The sequence below is a fragment of the Wenjunlia tyrosinilytica genome (genome assembly GCF_014646055.1).
Classification (GTDB): domain Bacteria; phylum Actinomycetota; class Actinomycetes; order Streptomycetales; family Streptomycetaceae; genus Wenjunlia; species Wenjunlia tyrosinilytica.
On the sequence record NZ_BMMS01000002.1, the window covers coordinates 41,394 to 58,814 of the forward strand.

The window sequence follows — 17,421 nt, forward strand, 5'->3', positions numbered from 1 at the left end:
GCCGGGCGGTGAGCCGGACCGGAGCCGGGCGGTAGCCGGACCGGAGCCGGGCGGTGAGCCGGACCGGAGCCGGGCGGTAGCCGGACCCTGGCTCGGTGACCCCACGACCGGGAGGTACGGTCGTGGGGTGTCGTACCGCTTCCTGCTCTCGCGGCGATGGCTGATCCTCACCCTGGTCGCCGTCGCCCTGATCCCCACCATGATCAGGTTGGGTTTCTGGCAACTGCACCGCCATGAGCACCGGGTGGCGAACAACCATCTCATCGCGGACAGCCTGGCCGCCGAGCCCGTACCCGTGCAGCGGCTCACCCGCCCCGGCGCCGATCTGCCGAAGAAGCTCACATGGCACCGGGTCACCGCCACCGGCCACTACGACAGCGCCCACCAGATCGTGGTCCGCCAGCGCACCGCCTCGGACGGCGGGCGCATCGGCTACTACCTGATCACCCCGCTGGTCACCGCCGACGGCGACGCGGTCCTGGTCAACCGCGGCTGGATCGAGCCCGGCGACGACATCACCCGCTTCCCCCCGGTGCCCAGGACGGCGACCGGCGAGGTCTTCGTCGCCGGGCGGCTGCGCCCGGACGAGACCACGGCCTCCAGCGGCGTCAAGGACAAGTCCGGGATGCCCGACCGCCAGGTCATGCTGATCAGCAGCGTCAAGGCGGCCAAGTTGGTCCCGCACCGCCTGCTCAGCGGCTACATCGAGCTGACGGGCACCACTCCCCGTCCCCCGGCCGGGCAGCCCGAACTCGTCCCCGCCCCCGACCACTCGGGCATCGGCCCGCACTTCGCCTACGCGGTCCAGTGGTGGCTGTTCGCCTCGATGGTCCCGGTCGGCTGGGTCGTCCTGGCCAGGCGTGAGCGCAAGGACCTCCTGGAAGCCGCGGCGCGGCAGCAGGCCGGTGCAGGTCCCCGACCGGGCGGGAGCGACGACGAGCCCGTTCCCGCCCCTGCCGCCTCCTCGGCAGGCGCCACCGCCGGCGCCTCCTCCCCCGGCTCCGCCTCCGAGTAGAAGGACTCCTGCGGGAAGACGCTCGGTGCTCCTGGGCATCCACCAGCGTCCGGACCGGAGGAGGGGGCACCGCACGTGCCGGGACTGATCGAGGACTACGCGCTCATCGGTGATCTGCACACCGCGGCGCTCGTCGGGCGGGACGGCTCGATCAACTGCCCGATCGGTCCCGCCCGTAGGCCCGCGGCAGTAGCCTGAGCGCCATGGATCTTGGATTGGAAGGCCGGGTCTACATCGTCACCGGCGCCACTCGCGGGCTCGGCTTCGCCACCGCGCGCACGCTCGTCGACGAGGGCGCGCTCGTCGTCGCCACCGGACGCAAGGAGGAGTCCGTCGCCTCCGCCGTCACCGCGCTGGGCGGGTCCGAGCGGGTCCTCGGCATCCCCGCGGACAACGCCGACAGCGATACCGCGGAGCGCCTGATCGCCGCCGCCAGGAGCCGCTTCGGGCGCTTCGACGGCATCCTGATCAGCGTCGGCGGGCCTCCGGCGGGAGCCGTCACCGCCGTTGACGACGACCAGTGGCGCGACGCCTTCGAGAGCGTCTTCCTCGGCGCCGTCCGGCTCGCCCGCTCGGCCGCCCACGAGTTGGGCGAGGGCGGGGTCGTCGGCTTCGTGCTCTCCGGCTCGGTGCATGAGCCGATCCCGGGCCTGGCGGTCTCCAACGGCCTGCGGCCGGGCCTCGCCGGATTCGCCAAGACGCTCGCCGACGAGCTCGGCCCGCGCGGCATCCGGGTGGTCGGCCTGCTGCCCGCGCGGATCGACACCGACCGGGTGCGCGAGCTCGACGCGCTGTCGGGCGACGCCGAGGCCACGCACGAGCAGAACTGCTCGAGGATCCCGCTGCGCCGCTACGGCACACCGGAGGAGTTCGGCAGGACGGCGGCGTTCCTGCTCTCCCCCGCGGCCTCGTATCTGACGGGGCTGATGCTGCCGGTGGACGGCGGCGCCACTCGCGGCTGGTAGGAGCGGCCGGCGCCGGGGCCCATGGCGGCCCCGGCCGCGCGGCCACTGGTCCCCGCCGCCCGCGGCCCCGCCGCCCGGCGGCTACTCGACCCGGGTGGCCGGGTGGCGGTCGCTGCGCAGGCGGACCTCGGAGGGCAGCACATCCAGGGCGACGGAGGCCCGGGCGTTGCCGAGCTGTTCCGTCTCCAGGGTCTCCAGGACACGTCCGGGTTCGGCATGGGCGGCGAGCGTGAGGGCGACCTTGACGCCGGGGACGCCGCGCCGCCGGTGCAGGGTGACCTTGGCCCCGTCGACGCCCTCCATCCGGCGTGCCTCCATCTCGATCGCGTGCTCGAGCGCCGGGCCGCGCAGGAGCGCGTTCCCACCCTCGCCCACGTCGATCCTCAACTGGGCCAGGCGACGGTGGCGCACCTGCGCCAGCAGCCACCACAGCGTGAGAACCACCAGCGCGCCGAGGACGGCGAAGACGGTCGGCCACCACCAGCCCTCGTCCCGCCACCTGGTGCGCGAGGCGCGGCTCAGCACCGACTGGTCGGGGTCGTCCAGCGGCCACCACGACGGCAGGGTGAACCCCCAGTGGCGCGGGAGGTCGAGGCCGCCGATGAGGACGAGCGCCCCTACGGCGAACAGGGCCAGGCCGATCAGCCCGAGCAGCACACGGTTGACGATCTTGCGCATTCCGCTCACTTCCCCTGTATCCGCCGCGCGGTCAGGGACAGGCGCAGCGGCCGTGCCGTGCGCATACGCTCGAGGTCCTCCTCGAGCACGGCCCTGAGCTCCTCGTGCACCTCGTCGATGTCCCGGAAGTTGACGTCCACGAGGGCCTTGACCCGGCGTCTGCCGACGGTCACCCGCGCCGCCGAGACTCCGGCGACCTGCAGGGCGCTGTCCCGCAGCACCAGAGCCGCCGCCTTGCGGTCGATTCCGGCCCGCATGTACGGGGACGGCGTGCGCAGGGGCAGCACCGCTCGCAGACCGGGGGTGGCGGTGAGCCAGATGAGCCACAGGCCGAGGATGACCGCCAGCCCCGCCGCGCCGAGCACCCAGGGGTCGTCCAGGGGGCGCTCGGCGAGCTGGTCGGCGATCCATCGACGCCACCGCCCGGCGGGGTGGTCGGCGCGCACGGCGGCGGTGTCGAACAGCAGCGCACCCGAGGCCACCAGGCACACAAAGGCCACGATCGCGGAAGGAAGGCGGCGGGCGGACCAGAAGCGGTGCGTCGGTCCGCTGGGCGGGGGCTGCGGCGTCCTGTCGTGCGGCGGGGGCAGCGTCTGTGTTCCGGACCCGGCTGCGCCACCCGCTCCTTCCCCCGGCTGCGGCTGCGTCATCGCACTCTCCCTGCCCGTTCCTCGGCCTCGACCGCGGGGTGGAGCCGTTCGACCTGGACGACGACCTGGGGAACGTCCATACCCGTCAGCGTATGCACCCGCGTCGCCACCTCATGGCGCAGCGTGGCGCAGATGGCGGCGATGTCCACGGGATAGGCGAGCTCCACGGTGAGCCGGATACGGGCGACACCGGAGCGCACGGTGACCGACGCTCCGGCGGCGAGCGCGGCGAGCGCGCGGTGCCGCTCGGCCGCCGCGGACAGCACTTCCCGCGCCGTCCGTGAGGCGACCTTCGCCACCACCCGGTCGGCGATCCTGGTGGCACCCCGTTCAGCCGGGGGGATCCGCACGAGGGCGCGCGTATCCGTACGGGGTGCCGACACTCCGGTCACCTCCGCCGGTCACGTGGGCGGAAGAAGTCGCCCGGCTCCAGGTCGCCGTCCAGGAATCGGCCGGCGATGAATCCAACGGCGCCCAGCGCCGCCACCAGCAGGAAGGCACCGAAGCCGCCGAAGTATCCGGCGAATCCGAGCGCCATCCCGACCACCAGGCCGATCACGGCCATGCTCATGGTGTGCTCCCTAGGTTCCGACGTCTCCGACCGTACTGCGGACCATACGGGCGAACGCTGTCTCCATGCCCACTTCTGTCTGACACACCGACGTCCGGTCAGGTCACGCGAGTGCGCCGTCGTCGGCGTACCGCGGCGGCGACCGCACGACCGCAGCGCACCGGCCAGGGGCCCCGACGGTAGGCGGACACCCGGTGTCCGCCGGGCCCGGCGCCGGGGCTCGAGCCCCCGGCCAGCCGCGCCCGCCAGAGCAGCAGCTCCGCCGCGAACACCTCCGGGTCACCGCCCCGGTCGGGGTGGCAGGTGCGCACGAACACCCGGTACTCCTGGCGCAGTCTCGCCTGCGTCCCCTCACCAGCGGTCAACGTCCACTGCCCATCCGTCGCCGAATCGTGCGGCCATGCGGTCGTGCGCCCACGCAGCCCTGGCCGGTGTCGTCGTGGCCCACGTAGCCGTGGCCCATGCGGTCGTGGCCCATGTATACGCCGAAACGCCGCCCGTCCGCGCGGCCTAATGGATCCTGGGCTCGCCCTCCTCCTCGTCCTCCTCGTCCGGGAGTTTGACGTCGCCGACGGCGATGTTCACCTCGACGACCTCCAGCCCCGTCATCCGCTCCACGGCCGAGACGACATTCTCCCGGACGGCCCTCGCGACGTCGGCGATGGCCACCCCGTAGTCCACGACGATATTGATGTCCAGAGCCGTCTGTACCTCGCCGACCTCGGCCTTCACGCCCCGGGTGACGCTCGGCCGGCCACCGGGCACCCTCTCGCGCACGGCTCCCAGGGTCCTGCCGAAGCCCGAGCCGAGCGCGTGCACACCCATCACGTCACGGGCGGCGAGGGCCGCGATCTTCTCCACCACACCGTCGGCGATGGTGGTCCTGCCGCGCTCGGCGGGAGCGGGGAGGCTGCGCTTGCCGCCGGGGGCCGACTTTCCCTGGACGGCTCCTCCGCCTTCCCTGACGACGGCCTCTGACGTGCCGCGTTCTCCACTGTCCGTCATAGCCAGTCCTTTCCAGCCAGTACGGTCAACCCTATGTGCGTCTGCCCCGGCGTGCCTCCGCAAATCCACGGCAGAGGCCCCCCGAACGGGTGACTCGGCATGTGGGGCCGACGCTCGAAGGAGGATCATTTATCCGCGGGCGGTGAATGGACCGTCCGCGGTACGGAAGAGGGGCGTGGCCATGGTCGAGGAGCAGGTGGCGCAGTCGGTGCGGCGCCAGATCGGGCTCGGCCGGATCGTCCCGCTGGGCGATCCCGGGGACGGGTCCTGGATCACCGAGGCCGCGGCGGCGGGTGTGCTGCGCCGGGCGGCCGAGACGGCGGGCGGGGTCCTCGTCGAGAAGCTGCGGATCGGTCTAGCGGACGCCGGGGCGGCCGCGGAGCCGGTGGTGCCCGCACCGCCGAGCGCGCTGCCGCCGGGGCCGTTGAGGGTGACAGCCCGTCTGCGGGCCACGGTGGAGCGGCCCCTGCCCGCGACCGCCGAGGTCGTGCGGGCCGCCGTCGAGGAGGCCGCGGACCGGCGGCTCGGCCTGGTCGTCCAGGCGGTCGACCTCGAGGTGACCGGGCTGCTGGAGAGCGAGCCGTGGAGGTCCGCGGGGGCCCGGGCCGGCCGGGCCGAGGGGGCCGGGGAGCCGTCCGGGTGGGCGGTGGAGGGCGAGGGACCCGCGCGGGCCGCCGCGCGGGCGGCGCTGGCCGTGCCGGGGGTGGCGCGTCTGGATCCCGCACTCGACAGCCCGTTCCCCTCGATGACGGCTTCGGGTGTACCGGGGGTGCGGGTGGCGGACGGCGATCAGCCGCCGTCCCGCCATGTGCTGGTCCAGCCGGCGGTGGACCCGGCCCATCGGGCGCTGGACGTGGCGAGGGCGGTGCGTACGGCGGTGGCGGCCGCGGTGAGCGCCGACGCCCCCGGGCCGGTGACCGTGGCGGTCCTGGTCACCGGCGCCGGGAGCTGACGGCTCAGGACATGGCTCGCAGCGGCGCTCAGTCGCCGATGCCCGCCAGATCGCGCAGCCGACGGGCCTGGGCGGCCCGTTCGGCTGCCCGCTGATCGTCGTAGACTCGCCCGCCGCCCTCGCGCAGCAGGGCCTTGGTCTCGATCACGGCGTCGCGCGGGGCGGCGAGCAGGGCGGCGGCGAGGTCCTCGGCCGCGGCGTCGAGCTCGGCGCGGGGCACCACGAGGTTGGCGAGGCCGGTACGTTCGGCCTCCTCGGCGTGGACCCACCGGCCGGTGGCGCAGATCTCCAGTGCGCGGGCGTAGCCGACGAGGTCGAGCAGCGGTTTGGTCCCGGCGAGGTCGGGCACCAGGCCCAGACCGGTCTCGCGCATGGCGAACTGCACATCGTCGGCGACGACCCGCAGGTCGCAGGCGAGGGCGAGCTGGAAGCCCGCGCCCACGGCGTGGCCCTGGACGGCGGCGATGCTCACGACGTCATTGCGCCGCCACCAGGTGAAGGCCCCCTGGAACGAGGCGATGACCTCGTCCAGCTCGGCGTCCGAACTCGAGGCGAGCTCGGTGAACGACTTCTCCCCCTCGATGCCCTCGGGGGTGAACATCCGCCGGTCCAGACCGGCGGAGAACGAGACACCTTCGGCCCGCAGCACGACCACGCGCACGTCGCCGGGGAGCCGTTGACCGGCCTCGATGAGCGCACGCCAGGTGGCGGGGGTCTGCGCGTTGCGGCGCTCGCCACGGCACAAGGTGACCGTGGCGAGAGGGCCGGACACGGCGAGACGGACGCCGTCCCGCTCCAACTCCACCTTGGACTCCCCAAGGGAGTCGCTACCGGACGGAACGGGCATGCGGCACCTCCGACTTCAGTTCGGCTCAGCATTGATTCATGTGCTTACCGAACAGTAACCACCCGGCCACCACCACCGTGCGCCCGGGTGGGCACCGCTGAAGCCGTCGGGGGAGACGCAGGGCTTTAGGCCGACGCCTTCGCCTTGCCGCGCGTCGCCCCGCCCCGCCCGCGCAGGGTCACTCCGGACTCACTGAGCATCCGGTGGACGAAGCCGTACGAGCGACCGGTCTCTTCGGCCAGCGCCCGGATGCTTGCCCCGGAGTCGTACTTCTTTTTCAGGTCAGCCGCGAGCTTCTCGCGCGCGGCACCGGTTACCCGGCTGCCCTTCTTCAGAGTCTCGGCCACCCGTGCCTCCTCATGGGAAGTGCGCTCTGGGTTCCCATGATCACCCCTGCCGCGCTTCCTGGCCACCCATTCGACAAGGTCCGTGCGACAACATTGACCACGGTCCGCCCGCGAATCGCAGACCCGCGCGGACCGGTCGGCGGCCGTACCGCCCCCAATGCCTGCCCCACCCCTCACCGAGCGTGGAGAACCAGCAGGTCAACGAAGCGGAAAGGGGCGCTCCAGCAGGGCGGGAATTACCCCTTGAGCGGCCATTTTCCCGCCGATGCGCAAGCCCGTCCCAGGATGAACTCTTCTGGTCCAGATGGTGGATCACCCGTCGGTCGAATGATCGACATGACCGGCGGACAGCCGGATGGGGACGCTAGGCGAGCGACACGAGGTCCGCGTAGTCCTCGTTCCACAGGTCCTCGACCCCGTCGGGGAGCAGGATGATCCTCTCCGGCTGGAGGGCGTCGACGGCGCCCTCGTCGTGGGTCACGAGGACGACGGCGCCGGCGAAGGTGCGCAGGGCGCCCAGGATCTCCTCGCGGCTGGCCGGGTCGAGGTTGTTGGTGGGCTCGTCGAGCAGGAGCACATTGGCGCTGGAGACCACGAGGGTGGCCAGCGCCAGCCGGGTCTTCTCACCGCCGGAGAGCACACCCGCGGGCTTGTCCACGTCGTCGCCGGAGAACAGGAACGAGCCGAGGATCTTGCGGATCTCGACCAGGTCCATGTCGGGGGCGGCCGTGCGCATGTTCTCCAGCACCGTACGGTCCGGGTCCAGGGTCTCGTGCTCCTGGGCGTAGTAGCCGAGCTTGAGGCCGTGCCCGGGGTCCACCTGTCCGGTGTCGGGCTGCTCGACCCCGGACAGCAGCCGCAGCAGCGTGGTCTTGCCGGCGCCGTTGAGGCCGAGGACGACGACCCTCGAGCCCTTGTCGATGGCGAGGTCCACGTCGGTGAAGATCTCCAGCGACCCGTAGGACTTGGACAGCCCGCTGGCGGTCAGCGGGGTCTTGCCGCAGGGGGCGGGATCGGGGAAGCGCAGCTTGGCGACCTTGTCGGCGGCGCGCACGGCCTCGAGGCCGGAGAGCATCTTCTCGGCGCGGCGGGCCATGTTCTGCGCGGCGACGGTCTTGGTGGCCTTTGCGCGCATCTTGTCGGCCTGCGACATGAGCGTGGCGGCCTTCTTCTCCGCGTTGGCGCGCTCGCGCTTGCGGCGGCGCTCATCGGCCTCGCGCTGGGTCTGGTAGGCCTTCCAGCCCATGTTGTAGACGTCGATGCAGGTGCGGTTGGCGTCGAGGTAGAAGACCTTGTTGACGACCTCCTCGACGAGGTTCACATCGTGGGAGATCACGATGAAGCCGCCGCGGTAGGTCTTGAGGAAGTCCCGCAGCCAGACGACGGAGTCGGCGTCGAGGTGGTTGGTGGGCTCGTCGAGCAGGAGGGTGTCCGCGTCCGAGAAGAGGATGCGGGCGAGCTCGACGCGGCGGCGCTGGCCGCCGGAGAGCGTGTGCAAAGGCTGGCCGAGGACGCGGTCGGGCAGGCCGAGGCTCGCCGCGATGGTGGCCGCCTCGGCCTCGGCGGCGTAGCCGCCCTTGGTCAGGAACTCCGTCTCCAGGCGGGAGTACTTCTTCATCGCCTGGTCCCGGGTGCCGCCGACGGCGCTGGCCATCTTCTGCTCGGTGGCGCGCATGTCCCGCAGCACGGTGTCGAGGCCGCGCGCGGACAGGATGCGGTCACGGGCCAGCACGTCGAGATCGCCGGTGCGCGGGTCCTGCGGGAGGTAGCCCACCTCGCCGCTGCGGGTGACGGTGCCTGCGGCGGGGATCCCCTCACCCGCGAGCACCTTGGTGAGCGTGGTCTTTCCCGCTCCGTTGCGGCCGACCAGACCGATGCGGTCGCCGCGGGCGATGCGGAAGGACGCGGACTCGATGAGGACTCGGGCGCCGGCGCGCAGCTCGATTCCAGTGGCAGTGATCATGGGTGGGAAGGCTCCGGGGCGTGGGACGGCAGGGACGTCTCGGACCGGCCAGGGCGCCTGTTCGCGCCCATGACCGCGCGCCGTCTAATGCACGAGGAGAGCTGCCATGGACGCCAGTCTACCGGTGTCCGTCCAACGCTTTTGCGCCCACGGGGCTTCCCGGCGGCGGGCGCGGGCCGGGCCGGACCCGGAGACCGGTGCCTTCCGGCCGACTTCACGGGGGCTCAGACGGCTTGTTCCCGGGGTGCGGGGTGGGGCTCGGGGGCCTCCTACGGGCTCGCCGACGGGGTCGGCCAACAGGGCTCACCAACGGGGCTCACCGACAGGGCTCGCCCGCTCGGCGAAGGGCGGCGCCTCAGCGCGGTAGGGGCGGTCGGGGCGGACGGCCGCCGCGCTCGGCCGAGACCTTCCCGTCCTCGCCGATCGCCACGACCTGCACCGGCCAGGATGCCCCGGGATCGCCGCACGGCTGCGCGATCATCGCGTATCCGCCGAGCCGGACCGAGCGGGACGGTTCGAACGAGCAGCCGCGGTGAGCGGGCATGACCCAGCGCAGATCACCGTCGTGCAGGCGGTACGCGGCCACCCGGCGGGGAGTGACCACGGCCAGCATGCGCCCGCCGGGGCCCAGCGGCTGGAGGACCCCCGCTCCCCGGTGCCCGGAGTGGGAGGCGAGCCACCCGGCCACCTCGGGCACCGCCCGGTGCCAGCGGACGGAGGCGCTGCGCGGGTCGGTGCCGGTGACCACGCCGTCGTTCCACAGGGTGACCGCGCGGCCGGAGGTGAGCAGGACATGGACGGGGGTGCGGCCGGAGCGCGCGTACGTCCAGCGGCGCTCGCCGGTGTCGGGCTCGTACGCCTGGACGGCCGGTCCGGTGCGCAGACGCGGTGGCAGATCGCCCTTCCCGGCCGGGGCGTGGACGGTCACACGGTCCCCGTAGGCGGCGGGGCGGGCCCGGTGGACGGCGGAGGCCAGCGGCAGGGACAGCACGACGGCCACGGCAGGCAGCACGACCCTCAGGGCACGCCGCACCCCGGCCGGCCGATCGGTCGCCACGCCCACGGTCACCCCCATCGTCTCGGCGGCGAGCGTAACGGCGGGCGCCCCCCGCCACGGACGCGCCGCGCCGGTCCGGTCTGCGGGCAACGGGTCCCGTCCGCGGGCAACGGGTCCGGCCCGGGAGGCGGGCAGCGGGTCCGGTCGGCAGACAGCGGGTCCCGTCCGCGGGCAACGGTCCCCTCGGCGGGGAGCGGATCCCGTCGGCGGGCAGCGGGTCCGCAATCGGGCGGTCCGTAGTGTGCCGCCATGACGATCGCCCGCTCCGTACTCCTGTTCGTCCTCGCCGGGGTCGCCGAGATCGGCGGGTGACGGGGGCCGCGGTGTGCCTCGCCGCGGTGTGCCCGGCGGCAGCTGCGCTGGTCATGTACGCACCGAGCGGCTGACGGCGCGTCGGGCCTGGGGCGTGCCCGCCCGGAACGCGGTTGTCGGACCCTCGTGCGAGGCTGTGACCACGCTCACATCCACCCGGGGGAGAAGCCCCAGGAGGAAGACCCCGGAAGAAGACCTCGGAGAAGGAGTGGTCACCATGTCGGACGGCGCTGCCAGCAGGCCCACGGTCTACCCGACGCTGCGCTACCGGGACGCCCGCGCGGCCATCGATTTCCTCAAGAACGCCTTCGGCTTCACCGAGGTCGCGGTCCACGGGGAAGACGAAGGGCCGGTCCACCACGCCGAGATGGCCTACGGCAATGGGCTGGTCATGTTCGGATCCGCCGTGGAGCGCGGCGACTTCTCCAAGGCGGCCAGGGATCTCGGGCCCGCCTCGGTCTACGTGGTCGTCGAGGACACCGACAAGCACCACGCCCGCGCGGTGGCGGCGGGCGCCGAGATCGTCGTGCCCGTCACCGACCAGGACTACGGATCGCGGGACTACACCGCCAAGGACCCCGAGGGGAATCTATGGACCTTCGGCACCTATACGCCCGACTTCACCGCGACATGATCCCGGCCGCCCCGCGCTCAGCTCCCCGTGTGCACCTGGAAGGCGGCCCGGCGCACCACCTTGGCGAGCACGGGGTCGGGGTGCGCGGCGGCCAGGGCCACCAGCACCTGCACGGTCCTCGGATGGTCCACCTCCCGCAGTTCCTCCAGCAGTTGGAGCACGGAGCCCTGGGCCGCCGACTGGAGGTGCCGCACGAGCAGTTGCCCCTCGCCGTGGTCGACGACGGCTGCCGCGGTGTCCACCCACAGCCATGTCGCCTCCTGGCGGCTGAGCAGATCGGCGGGGACCTCCTCACCGTCGAGCTCCGCCAGCCACAGCAGCGCGTAGGGGCGCAGGTGGGGCTCCTCGCCGGCCGAGCGCACGGCCGACTCGGCCGCGCCGCCGACCACACGCAGGGCCTCGAAGGCCAGGCCGCGCAGGAGCGGGTCCTCGCCGCGGGCCACTTCGAGGAGTTCGTCGACCGCCTGCCCGACCGGTCGGGCGGCCAGCCAAGCGCGGTACTCGGCCCGTGCGGGACCGGGCGAATAGCGGGCGCACGCGCGTAGAAGTTCCTCGGCGGGCTGCTCGATGTGCCCGGCGACGCTCTGTGCCGCCACGCAGATCTGTTCGATCTTGGTCCACACCGCCCAGTTCCCGAGGCCGCTCAGGGACACGGTGTGCCCCTGCCTGTCGCGGCCCAGTGCCCCCACCGCCGCGAGGGCGTCGAGGAGCCAGTCGAGCAGCCGGGTCAGCTCGTCGGCGTCGTCCGTCCCGCCCGGCTCGGGCAGGTCGGGCTCGCTCCGGGACACGCGCAGCTCGGCGACGCGCTGGGCGAGCAGCTCCAGCAGCCCGGCGACGGGCAGGGGATCCGAGGTCAGATGGAGCAGGGAGAGCAGCTGCGGCGCGCTCTCGACCACCTCGGCCACCAGGGCAGGGTCGCTGCCCTCGGGCGCCGCACTGGCGAGGGACCACGCGTCGAACAGGGCCACCCAGCCCCGGAGCACGGCCCCGTTGTCCGTGTCCCACACCCGCAGCCGCCAGCCGGGACGGGCCAGGCCCTCACGCAGTTCGAGCAGTCCGGCGAGCCGGGCGTGCTCCCACGCGGTACGCACCCCTTCCGCCGTCAGTTCCAGGGCCTCGGCGGCCCTTCGGGCCTCGACGGCCGGCAGGGTCACGGACGAGGACACCCGGATGGCCACGGGGCCGTGGGGCGTCCCATCGGCCCAGCGGGCGAGCCGTACCGCGTCGGCGAGTTGGGAGCGGGCGTGGGCGGCCAGTTCGGACTGGCTCGGCATGCCCTCCGGAGGGCGGGCGGAAGCCGCCCGCCGGGCGCTGCGCCGGTGAGCGGTGGCGCCCTCGGCCTGGAGCGCTCGGGCCGCCTCCACCCTGCGGCTGGGGACGGGGCGCAGTGATGCTGTGTCTCGCGGAGTACGGGACGTCACGACAGCAGTCTGTCGGGTCTTGGCCCGGAATCCCAAACGAGTACGTGCGGCGCCGGGTTCACACCCCTTCCGGCGCCGATCTCACACGAGCGGGACGAGGAAGCGGCGGACCACGTCGGGGTAGTCGGGGTCGGCGTTCCACATGGCGGCGTGCTCCGCCCGGGACACGCTGTGCAGGACCACGCGGTCCGGGCGGGCGTCGGCCAGCTCCCGCGAGGGCTGCCAGGGGGCGATGGTGTCGTCCGGGCCGTGCAGGATGAGCGTGGGCAGGTTGAGTGTCCGCGGATTCGCCGCCTGGGCGAGCCGGTCGCCGTGCAGCCCGGTGCGCCCTTCGCAGGCGCGCACGCCCAGGGGCAGGAGCGGCCCGGGCACCCCGAGGGCGGCCGCTCTCCTGCGCAGGGTCAGCTGCCAGTCCAGGATGGGCGAGTCGAGCACCAGGCCGCGCACCGCCCCGCGCAGGTGCGAGCGGTCGGCCGCCAGCAGCGCCATGGTGGCGCCGACCGACCAGCCGTACAGGACGAGCCCCGTGGCGCCCTCCTCCACGGCGAAGCGCATCGCCGCGTCCAGGTCGCGCCACTCGGTGTCGCCGAGGTGGCCGAGATGGTCCGGGGACCGGGGCGCGCCGGGGTCGTTGCGGTAGCTGATGTCGAGGACGGGCACTTCGAGGGCCTGGAGGTCGGGGAGGATCGACAGCGGCTGCTCGCGGGTGGCGCCGAGCCCGTGGGCGGTGATCACCCACACCTGGCGCAGTCCGGGCAGGTACCAGGCGGGCATCGGCCCGAGCTCCCCCTGGATCTTCACTTCCTCGTAGTCCAGGTCCAGCGCGGAGCGGGGGTCGCCGGTGTACACCTGCGGGCTGAACAGGACCCGGGTGCCGGTGGGGAGGACACCTCGGACGACGCTCACGAGGCGCCGGGTGACGGAGTCGGCGGAGGTGGAGATCACCTCGCCCACCACGGCGTGGGTGGCGGCTCCGGTGAGCGCGTACCGTCCCGGCCGGGAGGTCGCGGGGGTGCGGCTGATGGTGACCTGCCCGGCGGCGGTGCTGTGGACCGTGACCTCCTCGGTCCCCGGCGGCCCGTACTTGGGGGGCTTGAGGGCGATGTCGCAGACGTACCGCCCGGCCGCTATCGCGGCCGCGCCCGCACCCGCCGCCGTGGCGGCCGTGACGGCTGCCGCTGTACCCCATCGCATAGTGGGTACAGTCTCCGGCTCCGCCCGGCGGGGGGCCACCCGGCGCGGTGCGGCCGGGTGACGCCGGGCGCCGGCGGCCTTGCGGCTACTGGCCCGAAGGGCGCTGGGACGGTTGGCCGTAGGTGCGCAGTCTCTCCACCACATGCTCGATCTCATACCCAGGAAGCAGGCTGGGATTGCCCGCGCTCCTGGCGGCGAGCCAGACCCTGCACATCCACTCGAGCTGCTCGGTGCGGGCGTAGGCGGAGTCGAGGTCGGCGCCGTAGGTGACGGTGCCGTGGTTGCGCAGCAGGCATCCGGTCCGGTCGCGCAGGGCGGTGAGCATGGCGTCGGCCAGTTCCCGCGTGCCGTAGGTGGCGTAGGGAGCGACCCGGACGATGCCGCCGAGGGCGGCGGTCATGTAGTGGATGGCGGGCAGCTCGTCGACGAGGGTGGAGACGGCGGTCGCGTGCACGGCGTGGGTGTGCACCACGGCGCGCGCGGGGGTGTGCCGGTAGAGCGCCAGGTGCATGGGCAGTTCGCTGGTGGGGCGCAGCCGCCCCCGCACCTGCCTGCCGTCGAGGTCCACCACCGCCAGGTCGTCGGGGCCGAGTGCGTCGTACCGCACTCCGGTGGGGGTGACGACGACGAGGTCGCCGACGCGGGCGGAGACATTGCCCGAGGTACCCACGACGAGCCCTTCGGCGACCGTGCGCCGCGCGGTGGCGGCGACACCGGCCCAGGCCCGCTCCACATCGTCCTGTGCCATGTCGGGTTCGACCTCCGGGTCGGCGTCCGGCTTCGATTCCATGGGCGAACCCTACGGTGGCCTACGAGTCGCATCGATCCTCCGGCCATGTCTTCCACTGTGTCCATTGATCGCAGTGATGGGGTCACGTAGCGTCCCGGCAACGATCCGATCAGGGCAGGGCGAATCCCATGGGCAGTACCACCGTCAACGGCGGCATCTCCTTCTGGTACGCGCAGACGGGCGTGCCGCCACGCCGGGAGCCGCTGCCGGGCGACGGCAGCGCCGATGTGTGCGTCGTCGGCGGCGGATACACGGGTCTGTGGACGGCGTACTACCTGAAGAAGGCCGTGCCGTTCCTGAGGATCACGGTGCTGGAGGCGGAGTTCTGCGGGTACGGCGCCTCGGGCCGCAATGGCGGCTGGCTCTACAACGGCATCGCGGGCCGCGACCGTTACGCCGGGCTGCACGGCCGCGAGGCGGCGGCGGACCTCCAGCGGGCGATGAACGAGACCGTGGACGAGGTGGTCCGCGTCTGCGCCGAGGAGGCCATCGACGCCGACATCGTCAAGGGCGGTGTCCTGGAGGTGGCGTACTCCCCCGCCCAGCTCGCCCGGCTCAGGGCGTTCCACGAGGCGGAGGTGGCGTTCGGCGAGAAGGACCGGGTGCTGCTGTCCGCCCGGGAGACGGCCGGGCGCATCCGTGTGGCGCGGGCGCTCGGCGGAAGCTGGACCCCGCACGGCGCCAGGATCCACCCGGCCAAGCTGGTGCGCGGCCTGGCCGACGCGGTGGAGGCGCTGGGAGTGACCGTCCACGAGTCGACTCCGGTCACCGAGATCCGGCCGAAGCACGTGCTCACCCCGCACGGCACCGTGCGGGCCCCCTATGTCCTGCGCTGCACGGAGGGCTTCACCGCGGGGATCAAGGGCAGCAAGCGGGCCTGGCTGCCCATGAACTCCTCGATGATCGCCACCGAGCCGCTGCCCGCCGAGGTGTGGGAGGAGATCGGCTGGGAGGGCCGCGAGACCCTGGGCGACATGGCGCACGCCTATATGTACGCGCAGCGCACGGCGGACGACCGGATCGCGCTCGGCGGTCGGGGCATCCCCTACCGGTTCGGATCGCGGACGGACAACGACGGGCGCACCCAGGACAGGACGGTCGAGGCGCTGCGCGAGATCCTGGTCCGCTTCTTCCCCTCGACGGCCTCGGCCGCGATCGACCATGCCTGGTCGGGGGTGCTCGGTGTGCCCCGCGACTGGTGCGCGAGCGTCGACCTGGACCGCGCGACCGGCCTCGGCTGGGCGGGCGGCTATGTCGGCAGCGGGGTCGCGACGGCGAACCTGGCGGCCAGGACCCTGCGCGACCTGGTCCAGCAGGACTCCGGGCAGGGCGGGAGGACCGAGCTGACCGCACTGCCGTGGGTGGGGCACCGGGTGCGGCGGTGGGAGCCGGAGCCATTGCGCTGGCTCGGGGTGCACGGCCTGTACGCGGCCTACCGCGCGGCCGACCGCCAGGAGCTGGCGGGGCGGGCGGACACCGCGCCGCTGGCGAGGGTCGCCGACCGGATCTCCGGGCGGCACTGAGCCCTCCGGCGTTCGATTCCAGGGCGGTTGGGGACCCCGTTGGGCTCAGCGAACGCCGACGGGTCCGACGTCCTTTGCCCGAGGGCTCACCGGCGGTCCGCGCAGGGGCTCCTGACACCCCCGCAGACGACGCTGACATGCATGATATATGCGGGCAAAAGCCGCAAAACCATGGGAGCGCTCAACCCGAGCACCACCAGGACAGACCTAGTTCATCTTCCGTTCACTCAGGGTCCCTACCTTCGCTACCGTCACCAACCCCTCTGAATGATTGCCTGGGTGCATGGAACACATCACGCTTCTCATCGGGATCGTGATCATTACGGCTCTCGTGTTCGACTTCACGAACGGCTTCCACGACACAGCCAACGCCATGGCAACGACCATCTCGACAGGGGCACTCAAGCCCAAGGTCGCGGTCGCCATGTCCGCTGTGCTCAACCTCGTCGGCGCCTTCCTGTCCGTGGAGGTGGCCAAGACCATCTCCGGCGGGATCATCGACGAGGGGTCCGGCATCAGACCCGAGGTGATCTTCGCCGGGCTCGTCGGCGCGATCGTGTGGAACCTGCTGACCTGGCTCGCAGGACTGCCGTCCAGTTCCTCGCACGCCCTCTTCGGCGGTCTGATCGGCGCCACCCTCGTCGCCGTCGGCCCCTCCGGCGTGCACGGTGACGCGGTGGTCATGAAGGTCCTCATTCCCGCCGTCTGCGCCCCGATCGTCGCGGGCCTCGCCGCGGCGGCCGCGACCCGCCTGACCTACCGCCTCGGCCGCAAGGCCGACGAGAAGGCCACCGCGAAGGGCTACCGCGCCGGGCAGATAGCCTCGGCCGGCCTGGTCTCCCTCGCCCACGGCACCAACGACGCCCAGAAGACGATGGGTGTCATCACCCTCGCCCTGATCACCGGCGGTGCCGTCTCCCCGCACTCCGACCCCCCGCTGTGGGTGATCGTCTCGGCCGGTACGGCCATAGCACTCGGCACCTACATCGGTGGCTGGCGGATCATCCGCACGATGGGCAGGGGCATCACCGACATCGCGCCCCCGCAGGGCTTCTCCGCCCAGACCGGCGCCGCCGCGGTGATCCTGTCCTCCTCGCACATCGGCTTCGCGCTCTCCACCACCCAGGTGTGCTCCGGCTCGATCCTGGGCTCCGGCGTGGGCCGCAAGGGCGCCAGCGTGCGCTGGAGCACCGCGGGCCGCATGCTCGCCGCCTGGGGCCTGACCCTGCCGGCGGCCGGAACCGTCGCCGCGGGAGCCGCGCTCCTCGCCGACCAGGGCAGCGTCGGAGTCTGCGCCGTCGCCGTACTGGCCGCCGCCGCCTGCGCGGGCATCTGGTACGCCTCGCGCCGCAAGCCGGTGCACGCGAGCAACGTCAACGAGCTTCCGGACCTCATCGTCCAGCCCGTCGACGTCGCCCCCAACCCCGCTCCGGCCAAGGTCAACGTTCCGACCGCCGAGCCCTCCCGGGCCACCGCGCCGACCGTCTAAGGAAGACC

At 72.9% G+C, this 17,421-nt stretch carries 20 protein-coding genes; 7 read left to right on the forward strand and 13 right to left on the reverse strand.

Annotated features, from left to right (window positions below; genetic code table 11):
* The first annotated feature begins 127 nt into the window (after window positions 1–127).
* From IEY86_RS02445 to IEY86_RS02450, 3 genes are all read left to right on the forward strand, one after another.
* Window positions 128–1,015, forward strand: a complete 888-nt coding sequence (locus IEY86_RS02445) for an SURF1 family cytochrome oxidase biogenesis protein (RefSeq protein WP_229698101.1) — start codon at window positions 128–130, stop codon at window positions 1,013–1,015.
* Between the two features lie 75 nt (window positions 1,016–1,090).
* Complete coding sequence (locus tag IEY86_RS37465) at window positions 1,091–1,213, forward strand: hypothetical protein (RefSeq protein WP_265803570.1); 123 nt, start codon at window positions 1,091–1,093, stop codon at window positions 1,211–1,213.
* Window positions 1,214–1,218: 5 nt separating this feature from the next.
* Complete coding sequence (locus tag IEY86_RS02450) at window positions 1,219–1,980, forward strand: SDR family oxidoreductase (RefSeq protein WP_189129796.1); 762 nt, start codon at window positions 1,219–1,221, stop codon at window positions 1,978–1,980.
* Window positions 1,981–2,061: 81 nt separating this feature from the next.
* On the opposite strand, the gene amaP is transcribed toward IEY86_RS02450, so the two are convergent.
* The 6 genes from amaP to IEY86_RS02480 all read right to left on the reverse strand — a co-directional run bounded on the left by amaP (window position 2,062) and on the right by IEY86_RS02480 (window position 4,884).
* On the reverse strand, window positions 2,062–2,658 hold the full coding sequence (gene amaP, locus IEY86_RS02455; RefSeq protein WP_189129797.1) for an alkaline shock response membrane anchor protein AmaP: 597 nt from the start codon (window positions 2,656–2,658) through the stop codon (window positions 2,062–2,064).
* A gap of 5 nt (window positions 2,659–2,663) precedes the next feature.
* On the reverse strand, window positions 2,664–3,308 hold the full coding sequence (locus IEY86_RS02460) for a DUF6286 domain-containing protein (RefSeq protein ID WP_189129798.1): 645 nt from the start codon (window positions 3,306–3,308) through the stop codon (window positions 2,664–2,666).
* Window positions 3,305–3,691, reverse strand: a complete 387-nt coding sequence (locus tag IEY86_RS02465) for an Asp23/Gls24 family envelope stress response protein (protein WP_189129799.1) — start codon at window positions 3,689–3,691, stop codon at window positions 3,305–3,307. The genes IEY86_RS02460 and IEY86_RS02465 overlap by 4 nt, the downstream gene beginning before the upstream one ends.
* A 5-nt stretch (window positions 3,692–3,696) precedes the next feature.
* Window positions 3,697–3,879, reverse strand: coding sequence for a hypothetical protein (locus IEY86_RS02470; protein WP_189129800.1), 183 nt, complete (start codon window positions 3,877–3,879; stop codon window positions 3,697–3,699).
* A gap of 98 nt (window positions 3,880–3,977) precedes the next feature.
* Window positions 3,978–4,244, reverse strand: a complete 267-nt coding sequence (locus tag IEY86_RS02475) for a hypothetical protein (protein WP_189130075.1) — start codon at window positions 4,242–4,244, stop codon at window positions 3,978–3,980.
* A 145-nt stretch (window positions 4,245–4,389) separates the two neighbouring features.
* Window positions 4,390–4,884 carry an Asp23/Gls24 family envelope stress response protein gene (locus IEY86_RS02480; protein WP_189129801.1) on the reverse strand — a complete coding sequence of 165 codons (495 nt, stop codon included), beginning with the start codon at window positions 4,882–4,884 and terminating at the stop codon, window positions 4,390–4,392.
* Window positions 4,885–5,065: 181 nt separating this feature from the next.
* Here IEY86_RS02480 and IEY86_RS02485 point away from each other — a divergent pair, with 181 nt between their 5' ends.
* Entirely contained in the window at window positions 5,066–5,836 is a 771-nt protein-coding gene (locus tag IEY86_RS02485; protein ID WP_189130041.1) for a hypothetical protein, read from the forward strand.
* 28 nt (window positions 5,837–5,864) lie between these two features.
* On the opposite strand, the gene IEY86_RS02490 is transcribed toward IEY86_RS02485, so the two are convergent.
* From IEY86_RS02490 to IEY86_RS02505, 4 genes are all read right to left on the reverse strand, one after another.
* Window positions 5,865–6,683, reverse strand: a complete 819-nt coding sequence (locus tag IEY86_RS02490; protein WP_189129802.1) for an enoyl-CoA hydratase/isomerase family protein — start codon at window positions 6,681–6,683, stop codon at window positions 5,865–5,867.
* Window positions 6,684–6,808: 125 nt separating this feature from the next.
* Window positions 6,809–7,030, reverse strand: a complete 222-nt coding sequence (locus IEY86_RS02495; RefSeq protein ID WP_189129803.1) for a helix-turn-helix domain-containing protein — start codon at window positions 7,028–7,030, stop codon at window positions 6,809–6,811.
* Between the two features lie 364 nt (window positions 7,031–7,394).
* A complete protein-coding gene (locus IEY86_RS02500; protein WP_189129804.1) occupies window positions 7,395–8,993 on the reverse strand; it encodes an ABC-F family ATP-binding cassette domain-containing protein in 1,599 nt (532 codons plus the stop codon).
* A gap of 355 nt (window positions 8,994–9,348) precedes the next feature.
* Entirely contained in the window at window positions 9,349–10,068 is a 720-nt protein-coding gene (locus IEY86_RS02505; RefSeq protein WP_189129805.1) for an outer membrane protein assembly factor BamB family protein, read from the reverse strand.
* Between the two features lie 511 nt (window positions 10,069–10,579).
* Here IEY86_RS02505 and IEY86_RS02510 point away from each other — a divergent pair.
* On the forward strand, window positions 10,580–10,996 hold the full coding sequence (locus tag IEY86_RS02510) for a VOC family protein (RefSeq protein ID WP_189129806.1): 417 nt from the start codon (window positions 10,580–10,582) through the stop codon (window positions 10,994–10,996).
* Window positions 10,997–11,013: 17 nt separating this feature from the next.
* On the opposite strand, the gene IEY86_RS02515 is transcribed toward IEY86_RS02510, so the two are convergent.
* From IEY86_RS02515 to IEY86_RS02525, 3 genes are all read right to left on the reverse strand, one after another.
* Window positions 11,014–12,417 carry a hypothetical protein gene (locus tag IEY86_RS02515; protein WP_189129807.1) on the reverse strand — a complete coding sequence of 468 codons (1,404 nt, stop codon included), beginning with the start codon at window positions 12,415–12,417 and terminating at the stop codon, window positions 11,014–11,016.
* Window positions 12,418–12,498: 81 nt separating this feature from the next.
* The gene (locus IEY86_RS02520; protein WP_189129808.1) at window positions 12,499–13,611 is read right to left on the reverse strand and encodes an alpha/beta hydrolase; all 1,113 of its coding nucleotides are present in this window, start codon (window positions 13,609–13,611) and stop codon (window positions 12,499–12,501) included.
* Between the two features lie 85 nt (window positions 13,612–13,696).
* Entirely contained in the window at window positions 13,697–14,401 is a 705-nt protein-coding gene (locus tag IEY86_RS02525; RefSeq protein WP_189129809.1) for a class II aldolase/adducin family protein, read from the reverse strand.
* Between the two features lie 128 nt (window positions 14,402–14,529).
* On the opposite strand from IEY86_RS02525, the gene IEY86_RS02530 reads away from it, so the two are divergent.
* On the forward strand, window positions 14,530–15,924 hold the full coding sequence (locus IEY86_RS02530; protein WP_189129810.1) for an NAD(P)/FAD-dependent oxidoreductase: 1,395 nt from the start codon (window positions 14,530–14,532) through the stop codon (window positions 15,922–15,924).
* 283 nt (window positions 15,925–16,207) lie between these two features.
* Window positions 16,208–17,413 carry an inorganic phosphate transporter gene (locus IEY86_RS02535; protein ID WP_189129811.1) on the forward strand — a complete coding sequence of 402 codons (1,206 nt, stop codon included), beginning with the start codon at window positions 16,208–16,210 and terminating at the stop codon, window positions 17,411–17,413.
* The last annotated feature ends 8 nt before the right edge of the window (window positions 17,414–17,421 follow it).